The sequence below is a fragment of the Paenibacillus sp. 37 genome (assembly GCF_008386395.1).
GTDB classification, from domain to species: Bacteria; Bacillota; Bacilli; order Paenibacillales; family Paenibacillaceae; genus Paenibacillus; species Paenibacillus amylolyticus_B.
Window position 1 is genome coordinate 6,505,471 of record NZ_CP043761.1, and the last position, 26,241, is coordinate 6,531,711.

General features: G+C 48.0%; 17 protein-coding genes and 1 pseudogene. 2 read left to right on the forward strand and 16 right to left on the reverse strand.

Features of this window, described 5'->3' with window-relative positions; all coding sequences use genetic code 11:
- Position 1: 1 nt before the first annotated feature.
- Positions 2-3,391, reverse strand: a complete 3,390-nt coding sequence (locus F0220_RS27870) for a tubulin-like doman-containing protein (RefSeq protein ID WP_105600214.1) — start codon at positions 3,389-3,391, stop codon at positions 2-4.
- 278 nt (positions 3,392-3,669) lie between these two features.
- A complete protein-coding gene (locus F0220_RS27875; protein ID WP_105600215.1) occupies positions 3,670-5,463 on the reverse strand; it encodes a vWA domain-containing protein in 1,794 nt (597 codons plus the stop codon).
- 408 nt (positions 5,464-5,871) lie between these two features.
- Here F0220_RS27875 and F0220_RS27880 point away from each other — a divergent pair, with 408 nt between their 5' ends.
- Complete coding sequence (locus F0220_RS27880; protein ID WP_149846828.1) at positions 5,872-6,804, forward strand: hypothetical protein; 933 nt, start codon at positions 5,872-5,874, stop codon at positions 6,802-6,804.
- A 492-nt stretch (positions 6,805-7,296) separates the two neighbouring features.
- Here the strand turns inward: F0220_RS27880 and F0220_RS27885 are convergent, their stop codons facing one another.
- The 9 genes from F0220_RS27885 to F0220_RS27925 form a co-directional block, all read right to left on the reverse strand.
- Positions 7,297-8,904 (reverse strand): DEAD/DEAH box helicase, encoded by a 1,608-nt coding sequence (locus F0220_RS27885; protein WP_105600218.1) that lies wholly within the window; start codon positions 8,902-8,904, stop codon positions 7,297-7,299.
- Positions 8,905-9,350: 446 nt separating this feature from the next.
- Positions 9,351-10,802 (reverse strand): SulP family inorganic anion transporter, encoded by a 1,452-nt coding sequence (locus F0220_RS27890; protein WP_105600220.1) that lies wholly within the window; start codon positions 10,800-10,802, stop codon positions 9,351-9,353.
- A gap of 797 nt (positions 10,803-11,599) precedes the next feature.
- Complete coding sequence (locus F0220_RS27895) at positions 11,600-12,814, reverse strand: clostripain-related cysteine peptidase (RefSeq protein ID WP_091012801.1); 1,215 nt, start codon at positions 12,812-12,814, stop codon at positions 11,600-11,602.
- 23 nt (positions 12,815-12,837) lie between these two features.
- The gene (locus tag F0220_RS27900) at positions 12,838-13,299 is read right to left on the reverse strand and encodes a GNAT family N-acetyltransferase (RefSeq protein WP_091012799.1); all 462 of its coding nucleotides are present in this window, start codon (positions 13,297-13,299) and stop codon (positions 12,838-12,840) included.
- 14 nt (positions 13,300-13,313) lie between these two features.
- A complete protein-coding gene (locus F0220_RS27905) occupies positions 13,314-15,119 on the reverse strand; it encodes an ABC transporter ATP-binding protein (RefSeq protein WP_223199795.1) in 1,806 nt (601 codons plus the stop codon).
- Positions 15,116-17,077, reverse strand: a complete 1,962-nt coding sequence (locus tag F0220_RS27910) for an ABC transporter ATP-binding protein (protein ID WP_223199796.1) — start codon at positions 17,075-17,077, stop codon at positions 15,116-15,118. Before F0220_RS27910 ends, F0220_RS27905 begins: the two co-directional genes overlap by 4 nt.
- A 34-nt stretch (positions 17,078-17,111) precedes the next feature.
- Complete coding sequence (locus tag F0220_RS27915; RefSeq protein WP_105600221.1) at positions 17,112-19,118, reverse strand: asparagine synthase-related protein; 2,007 nt, start codon at positions 19,116-19,118, stop codon at positions 17,112-17,114.
- Positions 19,115-19,579, reverse strand: a complete 465-nt coding sequence (locus F0220_RS27920) for a lasso peptide biosynthesis B2 protein (RefSeq protein WP_091012794.1) — start codon at positions 19,577-19,579, stop codon at positions 19,115-19,117. The genes F0220_RS27915 and F0220_RS27920 overlap by 4 nt, the downstream gene beginning before the upstream one ends.
- Positions 19,576-19,845: a PqqD family peptide modification chaperone gene (locus F0220_RS27925; protein ID WP_105600223.1), complete on the reverse strand. Its 270-nt coding sequence runs from the start codon at positions 19,843-19,845 to the stop codon at positions 19,576-19,578. Before F0220_RS27925 ends, F0220_RS27920 begins: the two co-directional genes overlap by 4 nt.
- 379 nt (positions 19,846-20,224) lie before the next feature.
- Here F0220_RS27925 and F0220_RS27930 point away from each other — a divergent pair, with 379 nt between their 5' ends.
- Complete coding sequence (locus F0220_RS27930) at positions 20,225-20,851, forward strand: response regulator transcription factor (protein WP_091012790.1); 627 nt, start codon at positions 20,225-20,227, stop codon at positions 20,849-20,851.
- A gap of 192 nt (positions 20,852-21,043) precedes the next feature.
- On the opposite strand, the pseudogene F0220_RS27935 reads toward F0220_RS27930, so the two are convergent.
- The 5 genes and pseudogenes from F0220_RS27935 to F0220_RS27955 form a co-directional block, all read right to left on the reverse strand.
- Positions 21,044-22,665, reverse strand: a pseudogene (locus F0220_RS27935) (ABC1 kinase family protein).
- A complete protein-coding gene (locus F0220_RS27940) occupies positions 22,666-23,046 on the reverse strand; it encodes a phasin family protein (protein ID WP_091012767.1) in 381 nt (126 codons plus the stop codon).
- Between the two features lie 72 nt (positions 23,047-23,118).
- Positions 23,119-23,757: a ThuA domain-containing protein gene (locus tag F0220_RS27945; RefSeq protein ID WP_105600225.1), complete on the reverse strand. Its 639-nt coding sequence runs from the start codon at positions 23,755-23,757 to the stop codon at positions 23,119-23,121.
- A gap of 42 nt (positions 23,758-23,799) precedes the next feature.
- A complete protein-coding gene (locus F0220_RS27950) occupies positions 23,800-24,522 on the reverse strand; it encodes an SDR family oxidoreductase (protein WP_223199797.1) in 723 nt (240 codons plus the stop codon).
- A gap of 185 nt (positions 24,523-24,707) precedes the next feature.
- Positions 24,708-26,201 carry a cobyrinic acid a,c-diamide synthase CobB gene (locus F0220_RS27955; protein ID WP_223199798.1) on the reverse strand — a complete coding sequence of 498 codons (1,494 nt, stop codon included), beginning with the start codon at positions 26,199-26,201 and terminating at the stop codon, positions 24,708-24,710.
- Positions 26,202-26,241 lie beyond the last annotated feature (40 nt).

Genomic DNA, 26,241 nt, shown 5'->3' on the forward strand with positions numbered 1-26,241 from the left:
CTTACTTCAGCCTTCTGCGAATGTCGTTCAGCTTGGACGACATCGTTCTGTAGAACTGATAGATATCTTCTCCGTTAGCCAGTTCTACCCGCTCATATTCCAGACGATCACGTGATTCCATAAACAGCGCAGCCAGATCATCCAGCTTTGTCAGCAGTGGGGTGATATCCTCTGAAGCCGTGAGATCGTTATCGCGGCGGGAGGCTTTGCGCAGCAATGTACTACGATCCTTCTCCGCCAGACCGCGGAAGTTGCCAAACACTTCATACTCGGCAAAGTTACGGCTCTTCATCAGGTTTGCGAACGGCTCCCATGCGTCTTCTTCCGGGTCACGGTCATAGACGTAGAGCGCACCTTTTTTGACGATGGTGTCAGTATATAACGCTTCGATGAAGCGGTCATACCACTGCTCTTCGTCTTGGTACTGGGCAAGAATGCCTTCGAGTTCCGCAACTTTGGCCGAGATGGCATTCATCTTTGCCAGTTCCTCACGTACACGTGCGATCAGCTGCGGGGAGCGTACCAGGTTTTCTTTGGCCATATCTTCATTAATACTTCCGAAAATATCCTTAACTCCTACACGTGGCAACCCTTCGGATTGCAGACGTTTCAACTCAATCACCGCCCGCTTCACTTCGCCGAGGTTCGGCGTGGTGGACGTCAGACGCATGTCGTAGGCAGCCAGTTTGGCGGACAAGTCAAATGCTTCTGTTGTCACAATCGCATATCGGTTGCTTGTATTCTCATCAATGGATTTGGCTGTCACAATGTTGTATCCGAGCGCCTGCTCGAACTCGTTACGCACACGAGCATTATATTGCTTCACACGGGCGTTCTCGTATACATCTCCCCATGATTTCTCTGGAATCGGAGATGGCAGATAGGTCCAGTTGTTTTTCTCCGTTTGCACCAAGTGACGACCAATGCCTTCTTTGTCCAAAATGGTACGTTCATAACTTTCCTCATATACCTTGAGCGGTGTATACACAAAGAGTGGTACCCCGTTGCGTGTATTCAGCCAGAAGATCCGGTTACGCACTTCACTTTCCTTAACGGTAAAATGAGATTTGCCTACCGCATTGTTCTGATAATTACGAATCCCTTTCAGAATGCCTGGTGCCTGTGCCGGTACGGATACAAATCCCCATGAAGGGAAATGCAGACTGCCTGTACTGTTGCTCAGATTGAACACCGGAACGGCCTCATCATCCAGCTTGCCAGCAATGAAACGTTCCACGAATTTTTCAACCGACTCATCCTGACCGTATTTGATCACCAGGAAATCTTCCATGGAACGGGTAATCAGATCGCCGAATTTCTCACTCAGGAAGTCGGAGATGGAGCTGACGATATCAATCTCGTTCTCTTTCACCCACTGGCTGGAGTTTTCCAGCAATTCACGGGAGAAGTCGCGGATCAGATCATCTGTATCACGCTTATCCAACAGCCCGTCCACCACACTGACGATATCCGGTACACTTACAACGTTCCAGTAATATGTTTTGTTGCCTTTGTGATCGGCTTGTTCTTCGCCGCGTGTCAGCAGGTCACCGTTCTTGGCAAATATCGAGCTAAGGGCATTCAGCGTTTCGGTAAATACGTTATAAATGCGGCTGTTTTCCTGGTTCAGCAACTCATACAGATCTTCATAGAACTCGATCATCTGATCGTTACGTTCCACGTCGGCGTGCAGCCAATACTCATGAATTTTTGCTTCAATATAAGCATTCTTTTTCTTCTCTTTGGAGACAAACGCACTCTTTGCATCGCCCAGTTTCTCTTCGGACTGCTCCTGAGCTGCTTCAATATCACGCGGAATGCGGAAGGCATTCTCACGCAGGGTTTCGATGTACGACTGAATCATCTTCAGTACACAGAATCCTTTTTCCGTATATATGAGACGGGATACATAGAACGGACCTTGTTCGGGATGCAAAAACATACGCCGGATCTGTTCGGTGAACTGACCGGCAATCTCACCCGGCAGCTGTTTCTTCGCCTTGATATATTCCTCGCGGGCACGCGCCAGGAAGTTCTGTTCCAGTTCGGTGTCCATATTCACAACCTGGGATTTCACCACGTTGCCATAGGATAAACGCTCGCTGTTCTGATAACCAGGTAGCGGCTCTGGCACGCGGGCTTCAAAGGACTTGACCACACTTTCGAGATCAATGCCCAGCTTGCGGGCAAACTTCTCGGTATCCTCCTGGTTTGGCGCTTTGGAGAACATGGTGTTCATTTTGTCGAACATGCGATACGCCAGATAGGTGGTCATCTCTTCAATCGGTAGTACAGCCGAAGATGCACCAATGATGTTGTAATCATAGTTAGCCGGGTACACCTTGTTCATCTGTGCGATGTTGGTTCGAATGTTGCTGATATAGTCATGGATCGCGAACTCCTCACCCGACTGCTTCTCCTCACTTGCCATGAAGTTGGTAATGTTCTCGGCCGTGACGTTCATGCAGTAATCGTAGGCGTTCTCCAGCAGTTTGCCCTCGGTATTCGTCGCAGAGATCAGATGACACAGGTTAAATGGCGGCAGTGGTGAGTTGACGGTTAAAATATTGCCGTACTTCTGTGTAAACCGCTCACCGCGGCTATCCACGTTCATCCAGTAATCCAACTCTTTGAGCGCAGCATATCCGTTCTTGCGAATGTATTCGCGCGTGTGTTCGCTCAAGCTTTTGTTGGACAGGTTCACGTCTGGTGTGAACAGGTAGCCCAGCGTATTCACGCGGTCAATCCCGGCAGAGCCATGATCCCGTTCGATAATGCCGCGCACGATATAGGAAATATCGAGGAAACAGCCACTGCCTGTACCGCCGGACAGACCTGTCAGCAGGAACACCATCAGTTTTTTGTTGGTGCCTACGGATAAGGTTTTAATCTTTTTGTCGATAGCCTGCACGACCTGATTAATTTTTGTGAACAAGAGCAGACGTCCAGCCTGACGCACACCTGCGGCGCCGTTCATGCCGTCCGTGATGCTCAGTTCGGGAGACAGCCAGTCCGTAATATACGGTTCCAGCACGCTGCGGTTCTGTAGAAGCCCGCCGATCTCGGCATTGGACAGCAATACGAATTCATTGATCGGATCAAGTCCGATTCCTTTATACTTTTTGGCACGATCCTGTTCGTTTGTCTCAAAAGCCAGAAACTCCACATTGTCCGGCTTGTCCATTTTTTTCTTGGATACCGGGTCCTGTGGCAGCTTGAAACGACGGTTGATCTGATATTTGAGACGCAACAGTGCGTCAATTCCCGTTCCCCCCAGACCAATAATCAGAATGGGGTTATCAATGGTATCAACTCTGATCTTCTCACTGACAATACCTCCGCCAAGTGATACATCCAGTTGCTGAATATGTTCTCTAACAATCGGTTTCATTCCATGTCCTCCTTTGATTAACGCACATATGCTTCAATCTATACAATTCAAACTAAAGAAATTTACACTTGCCACTCCGATGACAGAACAACCTTCCGATCGCTGTTATCCCCAGATTTTTTCAATTCACTTTTACAAAGTGAAAATCCGGGGATAAAGGCGAACGCTTCCGCTTCTTCACGTTATTTCCGTCCTCTGCGTTCTCGTGTAAACAGTTGGTCCCAAATTTTATTGGCATTCCTTTTAAACCAAACAATCAATTTAAATCAAATAATCCTTCACACCAGATACTCAATTAAAATGGTCTTGTCCGCCTGTTGCAGCGGGATGCTCAGTCGGTCACCGTTCTTCAGTTCAACGCCTGAGCTTGCATCGACTGCACGACCGGATTTCTCCAGCGTACCGCCTGCGGTGTTACGGATGATAATTCGATCCCCATTGCTGGGCGTAAATACATATTTTTCGGTTTCCTTCAGCTCAGGGTCCAGCTGCAATAACTGGTGCAGATGGAATCGGCCCCGGAAGGATACCAGCTTTTTATATTGTGGATATGACTTGTCGCCCGTGTTCTCATCACGAATCTCAACGATCATCTGACCGACAAAGCCCCGGTTTTTGCGTTTCAGCCAACCCATCAGGAACCAGACACCAACACCGACCACAATCAGGGCTACAACACCCAGAATGACAGGTAACCAAGGGAACGGCTTCTCTTGTTCACCGCCTGGCGTGGTCGGTTGAGCACCGCTTCCGGTTGCTCCGCCTGCATTAATCGTGATTGGCGCACTTTCACGGTAGAAGCTGTCTTCTTCCGCACGGATGACCAATTCATAGTTATGTTTGTCCGGTACTTCAAACGTTCCGGCAAAACCAGAACCTGTATTGTCCAGGGGTTGTTCTTCACTCTTGCCTGTATCCACATCTTTCACGACCAGCGTGGCTTTCATATCTGCATACAGATCATTATCCTGAAGTGGCTGACCGCCATTCTCCAGTTTGGCCGCAAGATCAACCTTGTCCCCTTTGGTATAGGACTTGGTCTTAATTGGGTCCACAACGAGCTGAAGATCATAGTTGAACAACAGGTTGATATCGATGCTGTCTTTCGGAGCCCCTTTTACCCGAAGTTTCCAGTCTCCCTCTTGGGGTTTCAACAGCTTCACGAGCGAATAACTCTTCGATGTTGAGAGCTTGGCTGCATCCGAGTTCAGGTCCACAGTTTGTCCGGAAGGGTCCATCAATTGCACTTCCACCGGCTTCGAGGACATAATCGAGATGTTTGCTTCCAGCACACTGTCATTTGGCACGTTCACGGTAACTTCCTGATAACTGCCGTTTCCTGTTACAGAGGGCAGCTTCACCACATTGAGTTTGGCATGATCGGCGAAGATCTCACTCAGAATCTGTGGCAGATCATCCGGCGTATCGGTAATGAATGACTTGCCTCCGGTCTGCTTCGCGAGGTCTGCGAGTGCATCCTTGTTCAACTTGCCATCCGCGTTCAGTCCTATTGTATACACCGGGATACCTTGATCCTGTGCTTCCTTCACGGATTTCGCCAGATCAGCGTCGGATTGTGCCTGTGTACGGCCTTTGGTTTTGTTAAAATCATTGTTGCCATCCGCCAGCAGCACGATCATTGGCGAGTGAGACGGATCTGCACCATGATTCAGTATGTTGACGGCTTCGGCGACACCAACTGAGACATCGGTGTATGGCCCCCGGCCGAGCTGATCAATAAAATCCTTCAGGCTGCTCTTGTCCGCATCGGACTGAATCGTAAGCATAGCCTTTTCCCGCTCCACCTGATCGGTATAAGCTACAATCCCTACCTTGTCCCCTTGAACGGGTAACATATCAATAAACATTTTCATGGCTTCATTACTGATCTTGTCACGGTCACTTGTATTCATTGAGTTACTTACATCGGCTACAAGTACCGCATCGATTCCGCTCGTCTGTGCCTGAGCCGCTGCAGCATGTGGCAGCAACGCCTGAGGTAGCAGTATCGTTAGAATGGCCAGCAGAACCATCGTTCCGCTCAGCCAGCGTATTTTGCGTGTCCGCAGCATTAGGTGTACTCCTTCACGTTTGAGATTAAAATGGGAATAGTTTATTATAGGCGTCAAGCCTTAAGGAAATCTTAACAGTCTACTAATAAATTCTGAAAAGCACCCCTATCTTGAGTTACAGTTTTGTAATGACTGACAAAAATCGACGATTTCATGCCCTGAACTGGCACAAAAGTACCAACTATGGAAATATGATATAGTTATTGCCAGCAAACTGCAATATAACAGCGCTTGTTCACCAAGCCATAGAAGGGAACGGATTATGGTTACATACGGATGCCTCGCCATATTGTTTCTTTTTGTCATCATAAAGGTAATTTCACTCCAGCTTCATCGGCGAAAACCGGTCTCCCGCGAAGACACGGATCGTACCCTCTACACTATTCTGAATGGTGAGCGTGATTGAGCATGAGTACTAAACTAGTCGTATCCATAAGACCATTTCATCGAACGACCTATGCCTATGAAAAGTTGCAAGTCTGCACACGTTGTGGCCAGTATACCTGCCTGTGGGAAGATGAGTGCACGGCCTGTGGCCGGGGTACCCTGATTTCAGTTCAGGCAAAAGCGACTTCCCGTGTGAAACGTCGAATTGCACGCGACCTGTTCATTACCCTATTGTTCGGTACAGCGGCCACCTATTTTGGTGAGGCCATAGATCAGACCATGGCAGCGGCCAGCGTTTCCCTGTTGCTTCTGGCCTTACTGATCTTCATGCAGAAACGTTCGTTCGAGGTAGAGCAGCAGCGCGAGTTGAAGCGCACGTTGCAACAGGACGAGGAACTCATCCGTCAGGGCATCAACCGCAACTGGGCCCTGGTCGCTGAAGCCCGAAAGCAGGATGAAGCACTGGCCTATGAGATGCTTCGCGAGATCGGCTCACTCGTCTACAATGACCGGATTCGACTGCAACAGGTTGCGCTATTACAATCCTTTGTCCTGCGCAGTGATATGGATTTGCAGCTCAAACCCTTGCTGCTGCACAGCTTCGAGCGGCTGCTCGCTGAATATATCGGTGAGATTGCACGGCTCAAACCGGATTTGATCCGAGAAGACGCGATTCGTTATATCGCTACCTATGAAGTGAACATTTTACAGCTCCACAATGGAATTCAGATACTTACAACCGTAGCTGCTGCTGCAGTGCGCAAGAGTAAATATATTGAGTTATTCCCTAGTCTTATTACCCGCTACGCCCGCTTTATGCCCAAGGATCGCTTCATGAGACTTTATCACACGATTGAACGCTACCCGAGCAAGGCACGCGGGGGATTGGCAGAGTCGGTAGGTCGGGTGTATAACGAGAAATATCGGGATCAATACGCAGATGTTCAGCTGTAGGGATGATATATTGAGAAAGAAAAACGTAGTTTAGTGCAAACTCACTCCGTGTATCTAGACGAATGGAATTTCAACTACCCCTGCATGCACATCGGCAACAGGTATCAAATGTTATGATTCTAATGATATAAGAATTCATCCAAAAACACCCCATCCTTAGGTCTAGGATGAGGTGTTTTGAATTTTATGGCAGTCTGCCAAGTACTATGCGAAGTACATGGACAGGAAGAAAAACTAGATGGCGAATATCTAAATGGCATCTTCCATGGATCAAGCAGGCGCGCAAACAGGCACTCGCAGATGACAAAAAGAATAAGCGGAAAGAATCATCTGTCCTGTTGAAAAAGGGCCGCGACGTGGTTCCGCCCGCGACCCTTGATCTGAGGGTTCGATACATCTGTACCCGACCCCTTTCCTACGTGCCATGCCAAACGCTGTGGCATGGCATAGTGCCTGCGCAAGTGCGGCTGCATCGCCGCTTGCGCCAAGGCTTTACCGTCCGCGACGAGAATCGCGACGGTCGCCCTTCGCCGGTCCGCGTCCTGCGGATTCCGGACGGCGAGAGCCTTCGCTGCTGCGCCCGGAGGTACGCTTGTCGGCGCTACGGCCAGCCCAGCCGCTGCTAGCTGCACCACGTCCGCCTTGGCCCGCTGCACTGCGACTGCTGTCGCTGCTGCGCGCGGAACCACGACCTGCGCTGCGCTCGTCGCCACTGCGACCCGCACCGCGTCCACCTTGACCTGCTGCTCCGCGACTGCTGTCGCTGCTGCGGCCACCGCTACGACCACCACTGCGTCCGCCTTCACTGCGTCCACCTTCGCCTCCGCGGGAACCACGACCTCCACGTCCGCCATCTCTGCGATCGTTACGGCCTGCACCCCGACGTGCGCTTCCTGTTCCGGAAGAGCGTCCGCCTGAACGTTCGTCATCACCCTGACTGTTGATGGAACGTCTAGCTGCTCCAGTTGAAGCAATTGGACCTTCGCTTGTCCACTGGATACGGGACAACTTCTGGTCAATACCTTGTTCAATACGTGCAAGTTCCGGTCTGTCATGTTCTGTTGCAAACGTTACAGCAAGACCTGTACCACCTGCACGGCCCGTACGACCGATCCGGTGAATATAACTTTCCGCATCATGCGGCATATCGTAGTTAAATACATGCGTAACGCCTTCAACATCAAGTCCACGTGCAGCTACATCTGTAGCAACCAGCACTTGCAGTTTGGCATCACGGAACGCTTTCATTACGTTCTCACGCTTGGATTGGGACAGGTCTCCATGAAGTTCATCACTTGCATAACCTGCTTCACGCAGATCTTGGTTCAGCTTGGATGCACGACGCTTGGTCCGGCAGAAAATAATCGCCAAGTATGGGCGATACGTATCAATCATGCCCCGAAGCGCTTCAAGCTTGCCGCTATCCGTACATTCCAGTACCTGCTGACGAATCTGTTTGATCGGAATAACAGATTGAGAAGATACCTTCACATCTTCCGGATCTTTCATGTAGGTCTTCGCCAGGTTGCGAATGCCCTTAGGCATCGTTGCTGAGAACAGCATTGTCTGACGTTTATGTGGGAGCTCGCTAAGGATCGTCTCCACATCGTCCAGGAAGCCCATGTGCAACATTTGGTCGGCTTCATCCAGCACCAGTTTTTTCACATTATCCAGCTTCAACGTGCCACGGCGCAAGTGATCCAGCAGACGACCCGGTGTACCAATAACGATCTGGGTACCGTTCTGCAATTTACGCAGTTGCTTGTCCACATCCTGCCCGCCGTATACGGCAAGCACATGCAGTTTATCGTCGTTTGCCGTGAGCTTTTTTGCTTCTTCCGTAATTTGCAGCGCAAGCTCACGCGTAGGCGCAATAATCAACGCTTGTGGCGAACGGTCGGATACATTAATTTTCTGAATAATCGGCAGCAAAAATGCCAGCGTTTTCCCTGTTCCTGTCTGTGCCTCGGCGATAATATCGCGTCCACCCAGCAGTACCGGAATCGAACGCTCCTGTACCGGAGTCGGCACGGCGATGCCCTGATGTTTCAGGATCTCGCACCATTCCGGGCGAATGCCCAGTTGTTCAAAGTTTGCCAATCGTTACACCTCTGTATATTCATTTAGATAAGTCCATTTCATAATGACTCAGTATCAGTATCTGCCATCAAGACTAGTTTTCCTTATATCAATCATGATTATGAAATGAATTTTTTAAAAAGCAATCCACTCGTTGCTCTTCTTCTCCATACCCTGTAGTTTACACGTTAGTCAAGCAAAACAAAAGGGGATACAGCGTTACCCCCTAACTTGTAGCACAAAATTCCAAGATCAGCGTAACTTGTATCGACCAAGTGACTTTAAATCGAGTAGTAAGAGACTCTAGATCTGCCTTCAGGTTGCTGATCTGTGGATATGACCTAGCATGCCTCAGGCTCTAATAAAAAACAGCGACGCCCTCTCCCCGATTTCCGGGAAAGGTGCGCCGCTGATTATAAATTATCTTTTTATGTTATCTATTCGTTGTTTACTTCGTTCCAACCAAGTTACGAACCGTGCCCGCCTGCTGTCGCAAATCCACTCCGTTCAAGAATACGAGAGCTTTCCTCGTTTAACCCGCGCAGGTGCACGGTTTTGCCCAGCTTCGCGTATTTGAACTTCACTTTGCCGATAGCCACAACCGCGGTATTATCCCAGATATGTGACCCTCCGAAATCAATCGTGATTTCCTTCGGATCGGCCTCTGCATCGAACTCCTCCACAAAGCGGGACGAGGAACCAAAGAAGATTGGTCCGTGAACCCGATATACTTTCTGCCCTTGCTCTTGGCTCGCCTGTACGTGGATCTTGGTCTGTTTCCAGCCAAAATGCAGCACACTGAGCACAACGCCGACCATAACCCCGATCGACAGATCGTGGGTATAGACTACAATCGCCACCGTCACGATCATCACAAAGGCTTCCGCGCGCGGCACGCGAGTTATATTTTTGATAGAACTCCAGTCGAATGTCCCGATACACACCATAAACATTACACCGACGAGCGCCCCCATCGGTACCTGTTTCACCACACCGCTAAACAGCAGCAACAGGATCGCGAGAAACGCACCCGCAGTAAACGTAGATAATCTTCCACGTCCGCCAGATTTCACATTAATGACGGATTGCCCAATCATCGCACAGCCGCCCATCCCACCAAACAAACCGTTCACAAAATTCGCGATACCCTGACCACGTACTTCACGGTTCTTGCTGCTCTTGGTCTCGGTCATCTCATCCACGATGGTTGCGGTCAGCAGAGATTCCAGCAAACCAACCAGTGCCATGGTGAATGAATAAGGCAGCAGAATCATCAGCGTGTCCCAGGTCCACGAAATATTTGGCAAGTGGAACATCGGCAGAGTGCTCGTTATATTTCCCATATTACCTACCGTTCTTACGTCCAGATGGAACACCACGGTAATAATCGTCATCACGATAATTGCAATCAGTGGAGCTGGAACGCCTTTGAAAAACCGTGGCAAAATATATACGATCGCCAGCGTGCCCGCCACCATCGCATACATTATCCAGTTCGCTCCCGTGAAGTGGGTTAACTGCGCCATAAAGATGAGTATAGCCAGCGCGTTAACAAATCCCGTCAGTACCGAATGAGGCACAAACGTAATAAACCGTCCAACCTTAAATATGCCCAGCAGAAACTGAATAATGCCCGTCAAAATCGTCGCTGCAAAAAGATATTCCACGCCATAATCCTTGACGAGTCCAACCATCAGTACCGCCATGGCACCTGTTGCCGCAGAGATCATGCCTGGTCTTCCACCTGCAATTGAGATCACAATCGCAATCGTAATCGAAGCGTATAATCCGACCATCGGATCAACACCTGCAATGATGGAGAAAGCAATGGCTTCCGGAATTAACGCCAGCGCTACCGTAATGCCTGCCAGCACGTCTCCGCGAATGTTGCCAAACCATTGTTGTTTTAAAGTATTCATATGTTCTTGCCGTTCCTCCTACGTGTATCAACTCAATTTGTCTTATCACCTGATGGGTAACGATACGGTTCATCACTGACCCATTACAACAGACAGCACAAATAGCAGAATGCTGTTCGCAAAATTCATCTAATCGTGGTTAAATAATATCCTTTCTACAGTATAATCAATTCCGCGTACTTCACTGTTCCCAAGCTTGATCTTGGCCTGTACCTCAAATTGCGAATCCGGAATCTTTTAGCATGAGAGTTAGGCTATCCAACATTATTTCTGAACATGCCCCATCCGTTCCTATGTGTTTCGCTTGCTTCCGTCCAAATCCGTTTTCTTTTCCTTGCCTTCAGGGCGTCATGAACAGAGCATGACACCTATAGTTTTCCCCTCTCAGAAAAACTGGGTCCGTTAATGTACTGACCTATTATTATAACTATAGGATGTAATATGTACTAACACTATTAAGCTGAAAAAATAATATCATACCTCTTAAATTCTAATTTTTTTGTTAATTTACTCAAAAATACTCTATTTTGAACAAAATAATACCAAGCAGTTCCCATTGCAGGATATATCAGCGAGGATGTTAGTTATTCACCCTTGTAGATCCCATAAACAAAAAAACCTTGCTTGTTTGGTAACACGGAAGAGTCACCAACCATGCCAACAAGAAAGGTATAAAGAAGCTCTCCCGCTTTATCGCTGATTATGTGCTGATGTATAGTGGTTTCACACAGGCTCCATTGCTGGCATCGTCATTCATGCTTCGTTGCTTCCTTAACTTCAGTTGCATATAACAACGTTCACTTTTTGTTTGGAGTATTTTGGGGCCGACGTGACAACAATGTCGAGTATTCAGTAATAAAAGCCTTATAGCTCGAGCTGACTTCCAGTTTTCGGTACATATTGACCTTTTCCGTAAAGCGATAGACATCCTTGCTCGGAAAATAAATGCTCATTCCTTCTCCCTTGGGGTGTTCAGGAGACTTCATGTTATAAACAACCGCTTTTTGAATTGTTTTTTTGACGCGGTCCGCCTCGGTCTCAGCTTTCATTCTTTTGCCGATCAAGGTAAACAAATCAGCAAGATCCACCAAATCGGCCTCGTCCGCATAATCCTCGGCTTGATCCCGGGCTTTTCTCAAATGACTTATTCCCTTTGTCATAGCTTGGGGCTCTAACAATCTTTTGCTGAATGACTCGACTGCCCTCATAACCTCTTCCATCCGATCCAGTCGAATGATTGATTGCTGAAGGTCCTCCTCTTCGCCGTTTTCCTTCGACTGTTCCAGATATCCTTGAGCAATAGTTCTGCCCAACTCAAGGGTGGAAATCCCGGGCTTTTCTTGAACTGCCTTCAGCATTTTTGTATAATCCCACCCATTCTGATTCGTGTAATCGACAGAGGCAAGCATATATTCCCCATAGTTCCTAAGTGCATAGGCCACCTCCACACTTGCCATTTTGCAATTATCGAAGCCAATGAGTTCAAATTTAATTCCCGTTTCGTTATAGGCGCGTCCAATTCCTTTTTGAAGCTCGGTCAAGCTCATTTTTTTATTTCCATAGTGCTCGTCGCCGCCGTATCCATCGATCGGTCCAAGACCGTGCCCCCAGAACATAAGCACATGCTTCCGAGCTGGATATTCACGGGTTCCCCAGCGAATGAAATCTGTAAGGGAATTGGATGTATCCATATTTTGTGAGCCTGCGTTATCCAGAAGGGCCAACCTCCCCTTTTCAACACGCCATCGTTGATTCAGACCGGACTCAATGGACGAATGGTCCCAGCTTCGAGCCCCTCCTGTCTGAACAACAACATTTACATTGCTGGAAGAGCCTACACTCATCATTTCCTTCAAGTCATCGCTTGCCATATGAAAATCACTTTCCATATCTGAGCCAATCATATAGATGAGAAAGGTGTAATCGGCCTGCCGATCGGATGCTTTTAGTTCAGATATAGGAAGAAACGAGACAAGCAGAATGAACACAAACAGCTGTATTGTTCTTTTCATTGCCATCCCTCCTTGTTTCCGCTCTACACTTTAATATTAGCGATATGCCATAAAGAAAAATAACCGTCTTCATCGGGAGCTTCGTTCTCCAGTACAAAACCAGTAGACTGAAAACACTTCAAACAAGCAGCGTTGTCAGCTTCAATTCCGGCGTACCATTTATGGATCGTTTCCAGTTTGGGAAGCTGCATAGCTTTTTCAACCACTGCTCTGCCGTAGCCCCTGCCTCGAACCGACGGATCGACAACGATGGCAATGCTTCCCGTATTCTGCTCCTCCTGCTCAATCATAATTACACCTACGGCTTTACCCTCCGAGAACGCTACCCACACGTCATAACCAGGATGCTGCTCCACGTGCTGATGCCACTCGTCTAAAGGAAGCATTCCCTCCAAGCGCCGATGAACCTCTGCATCCTTAAACCACTCCTCCAGCATCGCCAGATCTCTTACCGTAAACGGTCGCAAATTGTCAATCACGCTCATTTCATCTCACCTCTTTATCTGTATTTTTGAGCCTGCATATTGTACAGTTCGGCATACCCTGCCCCATTCACCAGCAATTGATTATGAGTTCCCGTCTCCATGATTCTGCCCTGTTCCATATAGACTACATAATCTGCGTGTCGTGCAGTGCTCAACCGATGCGAGACGATGACCACCGTCTTGTTCTTCATTAAATCCCGCATTCGTTGGAACACGTCTTCCTCCATGAACACATCAAGCGCAGAAGATGGTTCGTCCATGATCAGCAATCCGGCAATATCCTTTCTCATAAAAGCACGGGATAATGCAATCCGCTGCCATTCTCCTCCTGAAAGGCTTCTGCCTCCGAATAGCCTGCCTAGCTGTGTATCATATTTTTGCCCCAGCTTGTGGATAAATTCGTCTACTCCGCCCAGCTTGGCAGCTCTTTCGATTATCTTTTGCTCGTTAACAGCCGCAAGATTACCTAGTCCAATATTGTCCCGAAGATTCATTTCATAGCGCACAAAATCCTGGAATACGGCCGTAGCCTGTGTCCGATAGGCAGCGATATCATATTCGCACAGCGGAATACCGTTGTAAAACACCACTCCTTCATTAGGATCAAAGAAGCGCAGGAGCAGTTTGACAAGCGTGCTTTTACCTGACCCGTTTTCACCGACCAACACGGTCACTTTTCCAGCAGGGATGATAAGCTCTGGGATATCCAGAACAACCTTGGTTTCATCATACCGGAAACGGACCCCTTCCAGCCGGAAGCCCTCTTTGACAGACACCGCCGGAGGGCATGGGCCTGACTCCATTTCATTCTCGCTATAGAGAAAGGAACGAATCTTCTCCAGATGTCTGGCTTCTCTAGGACCAATCGCAAAAGCTGCAAACAATTCATTCATTCCCTCATTCAACTGAATAGTGGCGCCAATAAATAAAAAGATGTCCCCTGCTGTGAAGTGGCCGGAAAGCGCATGTCCAACTAGATATATAATGATGAGACCGGCGGCCAGCGACTGGAGCACAGACCACAATAATTGATGGAGAGCCAGTTTCCGTTGGTCGGCTGAAAGTGTAAGCAGAAGCTCTCGTGATGTGTTCAGATATCTCTCCTTAAAAAAAGGAACAAGACCAAATACCTTCAGCTCTCCGGCTGTTTCAGGCCTGAGCGGCGTACCAGCGTAATACTCAGCACGCCGCCTTAATTCCTGGACCTCCTCGCGTCCTTCAAAGGTAGCGTTGTTGAGCTTCGCTTCCCAATACAGCTTGGGAACGACCAACGCCAGCAAGACAATCGGGGCCCAGGGAGCGATCGTTCCAATCATTATACTCCCGGCTGCAATCACGACCAGTCCTCCGATGGTCTGAGAAATAATCGTTAACCACATTGTAACGAAGTATTCGTTATATTGAATAACCCGAGTTTTTGTATGGAACCCTGCCTTTTCAAAAGGAGCAATATCCGGAATCGACATTGCTTTGCTGATCAACAACTCATCAATATGTGCTTGAAGTTTTGCAGTCAACAGGCGTTTGTGCATCTCTGATACGGGTTGGAGGGCATCCACAACTAATGTTAGCCCAATATACAACAGCACCATCCAAGCCAGCGCATCCCATGATGCAAGAACAAACGGCTGCTCAGCCAATCTGTCAATGATCTTGGCACTCAGCCACACAAGCAGCGGACCAAGCAATGCCTCAAGCACTTTAATGGCAAAAACGGTACACACTTTTACTGGCGAGCATGTCCATAACAAGGACAGTCCAAACAAAACGGAGGAAGCCATATGTCGTCGCCTGGCTGTGATTCGTTGCAATGCTATCACTGGATATGCTCCTCCCCTTGAAAAGATTTTCCCTGCAAACGGAACATGGTGGCATACTCCCCATTTTTGCACATTAAGGCCTCATGGCTACCTTCTTCCACAATACAACCATTTTTCAGGACAAGTATTCGATCTGCTAGTTTAACCGTGCTGAACCGATGAGAAATCATGATCACCGTTTTACCTTTTGTCATTTTTTGAAACTGATTGAAAATCTCATATTCAGCCCGAATGTCAAGGGACGCAGCCGGTTCATCCAGAATGACCAGACCTGCTTGACGAACCATCGCTCTGGCTAACGCCACGCGTTGCCATTGTCCACCTGAGAAATCAGTACCTCCCCATTCGGGGCCCAAGAGGGTTTCGATTCCATGAGGCAGCGCCGAAACGATCTGGTCCAGCCTTGAATCTTGAAGTGCCTGATTTATCTCCCTGTCGCTCAGTTGTGTGTTCGGGCTGCCGATCATAATGTTCTCGCGCAGGGATAACTCGTATTTTCCGAATTCCTGAAAAACAACCGAGATATGCTCTCTCAGCTCCCTGACATCAAACGAGCGAATATCCACCCCGTTGATTTTAATCTCGCCTTCGCAAAACTCATAGAAGCGGCACAACAGCTTGACAAGTGTCGTTTTACCCGACCCATTGGCGCCAACAATCGCGATGCGCTCCCCGGGCGATATGCTGAAACTGATATGGTCAAGAACCCAGGGGGAACGTTTATCTTCACTCTCATAAACATCCTCAGCATAGTCGTGGACTTCGTCCTCGTTTTCGTCATCAATTTCCTCACTGTCCAGGTCCAGGTCGAAATCATCAGCTGCTTCCTCGGAAGCAGCACTCTCCTGTTCCTGGTAAGGATACTTGAAGCTTACTCCCTTGAATTCTATAGATAGGGGGCCAGCATTCACTGGAATGGGATGTGAAGGCTTCTGGATATCTTCCTCTGCATTCATAAATAAGACGAAATCATTTCCCATTCTCCAGATATCAATCGTGTCTGCCCCTTCCTTGGCAATCTCTCTTAAGGAAACAGACAATTGAAACACAGCCCCTAAATACAGAGCAATATCCCCCAGCGAAATCGAGCCCGATCCAGATTGACTTACTACCCAAAAGTATGCTCCTCCTGCCACCATACCCGAAAAAAGACCGGTAAAAACCGTTCCTTTGGCGCTTTTGGCCTGGATCATTCGAAATTGTTCATACAGCAGAGCAAACGTGTGTTGATAGATGTTATGGAAATGGCTGCCCAAACCAAACAGGCGAATTTCCTTGGCGGCACGTCGACTAATCACGAGGCTTCGAGTATAATCCAATCTTCTTCTTATAACTGCATATTCTTTGGCATATTGCCATTCCATCTCGTTGTAACGGTTCTGCATGAACGCAAAAGGAGCGGTTGACAGCACCAGAATGATGGACAGCATCGGAGAGAGCACGGCAATCAGCATAATAATACCAATAGCTGAGAACACAGACGTGCACATACTTGCGCTGAAGTTCAGGAGCTGTGCAGGCAACCAATTGGAGCGATCCCGCAGCGCTTCCAGCCGGTTTCGGTGTTTCTCCTCTTCAAAAAAGCGCATGCCGGGAATACGTTCGAAGGCATCCAACAAAACACTGTTCACGGTAATGACGGATCGCTCCGATAGCAGCATTTTAAGCCAGGTTTGTGCGGCGTTCACGATGCTAAGCAAGACCAGACTACAAGCATAGACAATAGACCACCGTGCCGCGTATGATCCTAATCCGTTTGGCGCAATTCCATCGATGATTTGTTTAGAGGCATAGAGCTGAAGTGCTGGAACAGCACCCTCAATGAATATGAACAAAATGATTAGCAAGGTTAACACCGGACCAGATTGCCATAACATTCGCACAAGCAAATGGGTCGTTTGCCGTGTTCGTTGTGCTCTGCTGCACCGTTCTTCATGATCAAACATGTGTTTCTCCATTCTTCTGCACCTTTATCATCGAAATGTCCTTGGATCAGGCATGAAAATACAAGCGTTTCTTCTCATTCATATTGACCTCCTCAATGTCTCCGAGCATCCTTGCCGGAGAAGGTCTGGAGCGGTTGAGCACATGTTCTTTGCCACGACTCATCTCCTGCAGCCAGATCTCCAAGTCGATAACAGAGCGCATATATTGGTAACCCATACCCAAATCATTATTCGGGTCCTCCGAACGGATCGCCATAGCGACTAGATGTTTCCACCACGATCTCTGGTCAATAATCCCCAGTTCCGTAACATACACACGCTTTCCGCTCGCGAACAATTGCAAAATATGCTGGCGGTCATTCAAAAAGCTTTTCCTGGCCATATGGGCATAGGTTGTTTTGGAAGACCTGTTATAGACATACGAAGGCAAGATATCTGTGAATGCTTTTCGAAGCAACAGCTTGGAACCGGCATAGCTTTCTTGCTCACCCTTGAGGAGATCAAAGTGCTGCTCTGGCGGAACCGAGAACGAAAACTCGATTATGCGCCTGTCCAGAAACGGATGATACGCAGGCAAGGTCACACCTACAGCATCCATGTATCTTGCACGAGGCCACAGAAAGTCGTAATGATAACGCTTCCCCCAGTAGTTTAGCGGCCTGCTTTTGCGATATCGGTGAACCTCCTCCGCATTCATCTGCCGTTCTCTCTGGAGATGTTCATTGGTAAAGAATTCGGGCAAGTCATATTCTGTATCCGACCATAACAGCTTGTAGTACCATTTTTCACCAAAATAAGGCAAGAATGGAGCCAAACCATATTGAAATCCCTTTTTCAGCATAGGTCCTACTCGATTGCCAGCCCATTCCCGAAGTTCACGAATACCTTCCCGATAACGCTTTTGCCGGAAATAAGAATCAATGACAGCAACTTCGCCGCTATATACAAAGTCTCCGCCTTCACCTGTCAAAACGGCAGCAGTCCGAAATTGCCGAGCCAGCACCGTAAATGTCTCATTCACAAGCGAATTGGCTCGAGGGTCTGGACCATCCACAAACCATAGCGGGTCCCTGCCAATTTCGGCATTGGGTATTCTGGCCGTTTCGTCCGCATGAATGATCAAGCCGGGAATGCGCAGATCCCTCATCATTTTTTTGACGAGATCCTTATCATGGCTTGGCATCATATCCGGTTCCGCAAAAGAAATGTTAACAGCCAGAATCTGCTCTTGGTTCCCGCTGGCAATGGCGGCAGCTACAACCGCGGCTGAGTCGAGCCCTCCGCTCAATTCAACCATTCGTTTGTTGCCATTAAAGCGTTCCTGGGTCACCTGCTCCAGCAATTGACGAAATTGGGGGACAGCATCTTCCGTGAGCTGTGGCTTGCTTGTCAGTTCCCGCATTCCCCAGTAGCTTTGAACTTTCACCTGGTGATTGTTCCACCAAGCAATGGAGGCTGTGGGAAGCTTGCGAATGCCTTTAAAAAAAGTCCGCTCTTCCAGTCCGTTCTCCCCTACAGCAAAGCCAGAAGTCGGATACATTCGGCACACGTCTTCATCGACCTCAAAAGGAATATCCTGAAGCAACAAAAGCACGCGTAGATCATTGGCAACAAACCATTCATTTCTTGGGCTAATCCAGTAATAAACGGGTCGGGTTGCATAGCTATCCGTAGCAACAATTAAACTGCTTCGTTTCTGGTCCCAGTACACCAGTGTAAATTCCCCTTGGGACTTGCATAGTTGATATTCAGGTTTCTCTTGCAGCAAACGATACGCCTGCTCCTGCTGATCAGATGAAAGGGACGGGAAATCATCGGCATGGGCTTGCAGCTCGCCGCTGGCCCAGCCATCCAGAATGATGGGAAAATCAAGACGGATATCCGCCGAAGTACTGGAAGCCTGTGCTCCATAACCGTAGGAGAGCGTTGCTAAATGGAACGTATCTTCCGTATAACCATTCACACCGGTAACCCTTGCCCACCTTTTAATTGAATCCATCCAATCCAACCAAATACTTTGATTTTGGCCTTGCATAGCGATCCATATCTTCATCCCAGAGATAGCACCCACCTCTCGGCATATTCGCTCATATTATATATTTTCAATACCTTCAAATCATTTCCTTTATGATTGGGGTCAATGGTCCGACCGTCTTCCAGACGCACCCATGCGTGAGAGAACAGTTTTTCATCTATCTTTTTCACACCGATCAACAAGTCACTTTCATAGCCAGCACTGAACAAAATGGCCTGAACTGTCATAGCTATGGATACACATGAGGTGATGAGATGATCATTTTCATCCATTTCATACATCATCTGCCCCAGTCTGCACAATTCGTCCGTCTCAATCCGATTCGCTTCCCTTCGGCCTGCGCTTACATGAAGAGGGTACATATGTATTGCAATTTTTTCATAAGCATCCACAAAATCCGTCTCCAGTAGTAACAGGCGGACAAAAGCATGAACCGTTGTGAAATACACCTTGTTATGGATAGGAATGGCCTTACTCATGAGACATCGACCTTGACCAGTTTTTTAGCCGAGAGTTCCTGAATTGCATTTTGCAAAATAACGGTTAATTCTGCTTCGGATTGATCAAATTCGCTTTTCCATTTACTCAGAATTTGGTTGAACTCCCTTGTTCCAGTCTCCAGTTCCAGCCACAGCTCCATCAACGCGCCCTCGAGCCCAAAATATTCACCGTTATTGATGTCCAGCACGATACATTCCTCACTTAATGACGTGGTGGCAGTTTCCTCGCTTCGGGCAATTTTCATGCCTGCAACCCCTCTCTGCAAGGTAATATGTAGTATATGGAAATGACTAGAGAGAGCCGCAAGGCCCTCTCTGGTGAACTTATAATGCCTTTGAAATTAACCACGTTTTACTCCACGACCGAATTTTCCATCTCCCGGCTTACTTTTCTTGGAGAGAGTTACTGTTAGGAAAGCACCATAACTCTTCAAAGGAGCCATTTGAACTTTACGCATATACTTCACCACCCCTCTACTTGAAATATATTACATTTTTAATATATCATAGAAATAATGGGTTTTGTCCGAAGACAATCCCCAATAACCGCCAAGATTCCACAAACCTGCTTTTTACGGTTATTTTACGGTCCGAAAAGAAAATAATACATACGAGGTGCATATCATGCTGAACGTAATTCTGGTAGACGATCATAAAGCATTCACCTGTGGAATGAAGCTCATTTTGGAACAAAACCATATGAAGGTAACCGTACTTCATTCAGCCCTTGAAACGCTGGACTTCATAAAAGAGCAGGCCAATGCAATAGACCTTTACCTGTATGACTTGTCTATGCCGGACCTCAACGGGATTGAACTGGCAACTAAAACGATGGAGATCATTCCTGATGCAAGAATCATGCTTTTCTATTCCCAAGAGGATATGATTCAGCTGTTTCAAATGTCCGTCCAAGCAGGCATCCGCGGATTTATCGACAAGTCTTTTTCAGCACAGCAGGTGCTCACAAGCATTTCCATGTGCATGGAAGATGCGGTTGTCTTTTCTCTGGATTTCTTTAAATCGATTCTCACTCCGACAGCTTCCTTTAACGCGCCTGAAACTATGCTGACCGAGTTCGAAATTAAATTGCTACAACAGGTGGCCAAAGGAGAAACCAATAAACAAATTGCGGAATCTCTTTTTATGTCTACTCGAAATGTCGAATATCATCTGGGGCGTGTTTATCGAAAGTTGAGGGTCAGCTCCAGAAGTTATGCCGTTCATAAATGCAAGATTCTTAAATTGATATAAGTCCACGAGAGGTGCCTAATCCGTACCCATTTTGGAAGCATGCATGGATTCAGCCGGAATTATATTAGCTTTCATCGCTCACGTATTGTTAAATACTGTCCTGAATATGGCATTCTCCAATAAACGGGTAAAAATAAAGCAAGACCCGCAAAGATCCTTTACCAGGATCTTTTTGCGGGTCTTGCTTTTATGCTAGAATCTTCCTGATTTGAATATCGAATAGAGCAGGAAAGCCACCATCAGAATCGCCACCAGGAAACCAATCTCAATGACCGGAATATCCCACAGCATCGTGGACTGATGACTGATCGACGAACCGATAATCAGGCCCACCATGATGATACAAAAGGCGAGCAGCACGATACTGAAGGACAGCCGATTACTGATCTGATCCATTCTGCGCATGAGTGCATCCAGTTCAGGGACACTGATCTCCAGCCTCAGCTTGCCTTTGCTAATAATGGATGATAATTGCCTTAACTGCCCTGGCAGACCAATGACACTCTCGGCCATATCAGCCGCACTGCGGAACAAGCGATTCTTGATTCTTCCGGCGCTAAAACGTTCCTTGATCAGCTTACGGCCAAAGGGCTCGGCCATATCTACAATGCTCAATGAAGGATCAAGATGTTCAATCACACCTTCCATCGTAAGCAACGATTTACCGAGCAGCAGAATATCCGCAGGCATGACAACCCGGTGCCTCTGAGCTACGCCGAACAAGTCATTCAACGCCTGACCCACACTGATCTTGGAAAAGGGAATATCGTAATATTTGCTACGCAACTTGTCCAAATCCACATGAAGACCACGCAGGTCCATGTCATCTGGCATCATGCCGAGCTTCTCAATCGCCCGGATCATACTGTCTGTATCTTTGCGCATTAACCCAATAATAAGCGAAGCGAGCTGCTGTTTCATCTCATCACTCAGACTGCCCACCATACCGAAGTCTATAAAGGCAAGACGTCCATCCTTTAATACCATCAGATTGCCCGGATGTGGGTCAGCGTGAAAGAATCCCTGAATAAAAATCTGATTTAATAATGAATCCACCAGCCGCTCGGCAATGTTATTCAGATCATGACCGCGTCTGACCAGTTCTTTACGATCATTGAGTTTGATACCTTCGATATACTCCATAGTGAGCACACGGGACGAAGTCTGATCCCAGTAAATTGTCGGGATTTTCACCTTGTTGTCCTGTTGGTATTGCTGTGCAATCTTTTCCGCATATTCTTCGACCATTTGCGGAATCTGATATTGCTTCACCCATTCCCAGCGCTTCTCGGCCATGGCTGTCAGTTCACGCAAGATATCCAGGTCACGCTGCACAATACGCGATATGCCCGGCCGCTGAATCTTGTGGCTACCAATTCACCGCTTTGAAGTTTGCCCAGATGTACCTGTCCAATGCTGGCCGCAGCTACAGGGGTATCCTCGAACCGGGAAAAGATCTCCTCCAGCGGTGTATCCAATTCCTGTTCCAAAATACCCCGTGCCGTCTCGGACGAGAACGGCGGGACCTGATCCTGCAACTTCACCAACTCACGAATGACAGACTCAGGCAACAGATCTGCCCTTGTGCTTGCGAGTTGCCCCAGCTTAACGAAAGCTGGCCCCAGCTCCTGCAGCACAAGCCTGATGCGTTCACTCAGCGTTTTGGTGGTGTGTGCTTCACGCGACATCCACCGTCTGGGCAGAGCCAGTAACTGGAACAAACCCAGCTCCTCGACCATATAACCGAAGCCATGACGCACGAGCGCCATGGCAATTTCACGGTATCTGCCGACATGTTTGATTCGCACTGCCATCTACTCGATCTCGTTTCCTTTGAGAGGAGGAGGAACTTCAAGTGGAGCTGGGGATTCATCAGGTTGAAGCTGTGGTGAGTGGCCCAGTTCGGCAAGTTTTTTCTCCAGAACGGCAACGCGCTGTTCCAGACTGGTTACATCACTTTCGGATGCCACACCAGCTTCCTGAAGCACACGCTTGACCTGTTCTTGAATCATTCTCTTGAACTGGCCTTGCTCTTCATCGCCCCGTTCCAGCAGGCGTTCAACCAAAGCTTTGGATTCACCGGGCGCAAGTTCCCCGCGCTTGACCAAATCATCCACGGTTTTCTCAATTTTTTCTTTGCTTACGACAGTAAGACCAAGCCCTAACGAGATCGCCTTTTTGAACAAATCGCTCATTTTTGTCATCCTCCTCTTCGTTGATCTCTATATTATACCCCTTACACTCCGCATGCAAAAATGTCAGTTCGATCAGACGTAACGTGCAGCCCATTTGCCTGCTTGCAGAAGTAACTTGCGGTACGTTTCGTGTGCAAAAGACGGTACATGGTGACCTGGCATCAGATAAACAATACGTCCAATACCATATCGATGAGCCCAAACCGCAGGCTTTGGTCCATCTTCAGATTGATATTCCAGCAATATCTTCGTTTCGGCAAAAGAACCAAACTCGAACTGATACGGCTCTTCTTCCATTGTGAAATTCGAAATGCCCTCCGTCACGGGATGGCTTTCCGCCGTTACAGTGAATTCAAGCGGTGCATACGCCGGATGATGCAGGAACTTGGCACCGATCATCTGTTTGAGCTCATAACGATTTTGGAGCGAAATGCCGTTATGTATAATGACCAGTCCACCTCCATTACTTACATAGGACAACAAACCTGCTGTCTGCTGTGGAGAGACTTTACCCTTCCAATCGTCCATGTATGAGATACATACATCAAATCCGGTTATATTTTCTTGCAGCAGCATATTCCGGTTCTCACTGCACTGCACAGTCATAGTATCATGGAAAATTCGGCTAATCTCCGCATCCACCCCCTGAAGCGGGTGCCAATCCGGATGTGTATAATCACCAAGTAGTAATGCTTTTTTACGATGATCCATTCCATCAATCTCCTTTCTTGTTCACCTCACTGTATCAATCAACTACCAGGGGAGCTTCTCTCCCTTGTAGTCCACATATGCGGGCTGATCTCCTTTAAACTGTTCATGGCGGTCGATAAGTACTGCGATATGCTGTGCAGATTGCTCGGGCGTGAGATCCGCAGCAACATCCAATTCGCCCCTCATATAACTTTGTACCCAACCGGGATGCACAAGCATCACTTGTCCGCCTTCATTCTTCAGACCATTGTGCACAAGACGGGCCTGCATGTTCAAAGCAGCTTTGGACATACAATAGGCATACCACCCATCCCGACTGCATTGCTCTATACTTCCAGCCTCGGAAGAGATATCAACAATCAGCTTGACCTGTCCTTGAAGAAGGAGGGGTAACAGGGAATGAGTCACACGCAGTGTACCTAAGGTGTTCACATTAAATACTTCAGCCATCTCCGCCATATTCAACGGCCCGCGGATATGATCCGTAATACTTCCTAGTATAGCCGCATTATTGATCAGCATATCCAGATGATTCGTATCCAGCTTCAATGTCTCCGTGAACAGAGCTACCGACAGGTCGTCCGCGATATCCAGTTCGATGGCGCGCAGATGGTCAGGATATCCTTCTGCAAGCTTACGAATTCCCTCGGAATCTTCCACGTCCAGACCGGCCGCATACACAAGATACCCTCTCTTCAGCATCTGTGCCGTCAAAGCCAATCCCAATCCCCGGGCAGCTCCCGTTACACATACGGTTCTCATCATGATGTCCCTCCCTCGCATAATGATTCTATTCTTTTATTCATTCCACATATTCATCTGAAAACCTTTAATTCAGAATCGGATCGCCAACTTCACGACCAAAGACTCATTAGGTAAAAGAAAGATTAGAGCCATTCTGCTTATTGAATTCAGCTATCTATTTGAGCTATAAAAAGCTGCTATTATCCCTACATATCTCGCTCCTGCCGATAGACTAGACAGTGCTCCACCCATCTTCGAGCGGCTGCCGGATAAGAGCCCAGATGAACGTGCGTATACCCCGCCACAATGTTGCCTGCGGCATATCCCTCTTGCTTCAAGCCAAGTAATCCCTTGGTCTCATACGCATAAGGGATCGTTTCTTCATCACGATAGGTCATTGTGGAATAATGAAATTCATGACCCCGAAGTACTTCACCCTTTTTCAGCAAAAAGGAATCCTGAACGCTACTGGCTTCACGGTATCCAAGCGCAGCCCGCTTCTTCTGCATCTGCACCTGTGCGGGGATAATCCCCGCCATGTGGAAGGTGGCACCCTCGCGGTCGGTCAACGTTTCTCCAAGCACCATGTAACCACCACACTCGGCAAATAAAGGCATGTTGGATTGTGCTGCCTGTCGAAGTCCTTCCAAGAACCCTTGGTTACCGGCAATCTCTGCTGCAAATTCCTCAGGAAATCCACCACCCAAATAGATGCCATCCACATCCATTGGAATATCTTCACCAGCGAGCGGACTGAAGTATTGTAATCGGGCCCCGGCTGCTTCGAGCAATTCCAAATTATCGGGGTAATAGAAATTAAATGCTGCATCGCGCGCAACGGCAATAACAGGCCGTACCACATATGGTACATGTCGATTATTAACGTTGGTCACTGAATCGGAATGTGAATCGTAATTTGAGCCTGATTCAGCCTGATCTGAATCCGTGTGGGCAGTGGTTGAAGGGCTCATTTCTTCTACATTTAGCGGCGGGGCACTTGCTGCCAGATCCAGCAGAAGATCCAGATTGGTGCCTTCCATCAGCACATCGGCAGCACGTTGGAATAATGGTTCCAGTTCGCCGCGCTCAATGGCAGGCACCAGTCCCAGATGTCTCTCCGGGATAGACATGTCTTCGTCCCGCTTCAGCCAGCCAACCACCGGAATGCCACACATCTGCTCAATGGCTTTTTTCACAATGGTATAATGACCCACACTTCCACAACGGTTGACAATCACTCCGGCAATATGTAATTCAGGCTCCAACTGTTGAAAACCTAATACAATCGCAGCTGCACTACGAGCCATGCTGCGTACATCCACGACCAGGATCACAGGGGTTTGCGTGACCAGAGCAATCTCTGCAGTTGAGCCTGTATTGCTGAGTGGATCTTTGCCATCGTAGAGGCCCATAACGCCCTCAATAATGGATATATCGTGTCCCGCCGATGCCTTCCTGAACGTATCTCTCACATACTCAGGCGATGTCATCCATGCATCCAGATTACGTGACGGTCTGCCCGTGACGGCGGTATGGTATGTCGGATCAATATAGTCCGGGCCGCATTTGAACCCTTGTACACTCAAGCCACGCTGAGCTAGTGCTCTCATTAGCCCCAAAGTTACTGTCGTTTTCCCTGCACCACTTCCGGTGCCTGCAATGATCAGTCGGGGTCTGGCGTTACGATCTGCAATGGTCATCGTCATATTCACCTTTTCTTCGAGATAACAGAAACTTCTG

Excerpts from the sequence above, each read along its gene's own strand:
- F0220_RS27870 (WP_105600214.1), bottom strand. The coding sequence starts at position 3,391 with ATGAAACCGATTGTTAGAGAACATATTCAGCAACTGGATGTATCACTT.
- F0220_RS27915 (WP_105600221.1), bottom strand. The coding sequence starts at position 19,118 with ATGAAGATATGGATCGCTATGCAAGGCCAAAATCAAAGTATTTGGTTG.
- F0220_RS27890 (WP_105600220.1), bottom strand. The coding sequence starts at position 10,802 with ATGAATACTTTAAAACAACAATGGTTTGGCAACATTCGCGGAGACGTG.
- F0220_RS27945 (WP_105600225.1), bottom strand. The coding sequence starts at position 23,757 with ATGGATCATCGTAAAAAAGCATTACTACTTGGTGATTATACACATCCG.
- F0220_RS27930 (WP_091012790.1), top strand. The coding sequence starts at position 20,225 with ATGCTGAACGTAATTCTGGTAGACGATCATAAAGCATTCACCTGTGGA.
- F0220_RS27955 (WP_223199798.1), bottom strand. The coding sequence starts at position 26,201 with ATGACCATTGCAGATCGTAACGCCAGACCCCGACTGATCATTGCAGGC.
- F0220_RS27910 (WP_223199796.1), bottom strand. The coding sequence starts at position 17,077 with ATGGAGAAACACATGTTTGATCATGAAGAACGGTGCAGCAGAGCACAA.
- F0220_RS27950 (WP_223199797.1), bottom strand. The coding sequence starts at position 24,522 with ATGATGAGAACCGTATGTGTAACGGGAGCTGCCCGGGGATTGGGATTG.
- F0220_RS27925 (WP_105600223.1), bottom strand. The coding sequence starts at position 19,845 with ATGAAAATTGCCCGAAGCGAGGAAACTGCCACCACGTCATTAAGTGAG.
- F0220_RS27875 (WP_105600215.1), bottom strand. The coding sequence starts at position 5,463 with ATGCTGCGGACACGCAAAATACGCTGGCTGAGCGGAACGATGGTTCTG.
- F0220_RS27880 (WP_149846828.1), top strand. The coding sequence starts at position 5,872 with ATGAGTACTAAACTAGTCGTATCCATAAGACCATTTCATCGAACGACC.
- F0220_RS27895 (WP_091012801.1), bottom strand. The coding sequence starts at position 12,814 with ATGAAAAGAACAATACAGCTGTTTGTGTTCATTCTGCTTGTCTCGTTT.
- F0220_RS27900 (WP_091012799.1), bottom strand. The coding sequence starts at position 13,299 with ATGAGCGTGATTGACAATTTGCGACCGTTTACGGTAAGAGATCTGGCG.
- F0220_RS27940 (WP_091012767.1), bottom strand. The coding sequence starts at position 23,046 with ATGAGCGATTTGTTCAAAAAGGCGATCTCGTTAGGGCTTGGTCTTACT.
- F0220_RS27920 (WP_091012794.1), bottom strand. The coding sequence starts at position 19,579 with ATGAGTAAGGCCATTCCTATCCATAACAAGGTGTATTTCACAACGGTT.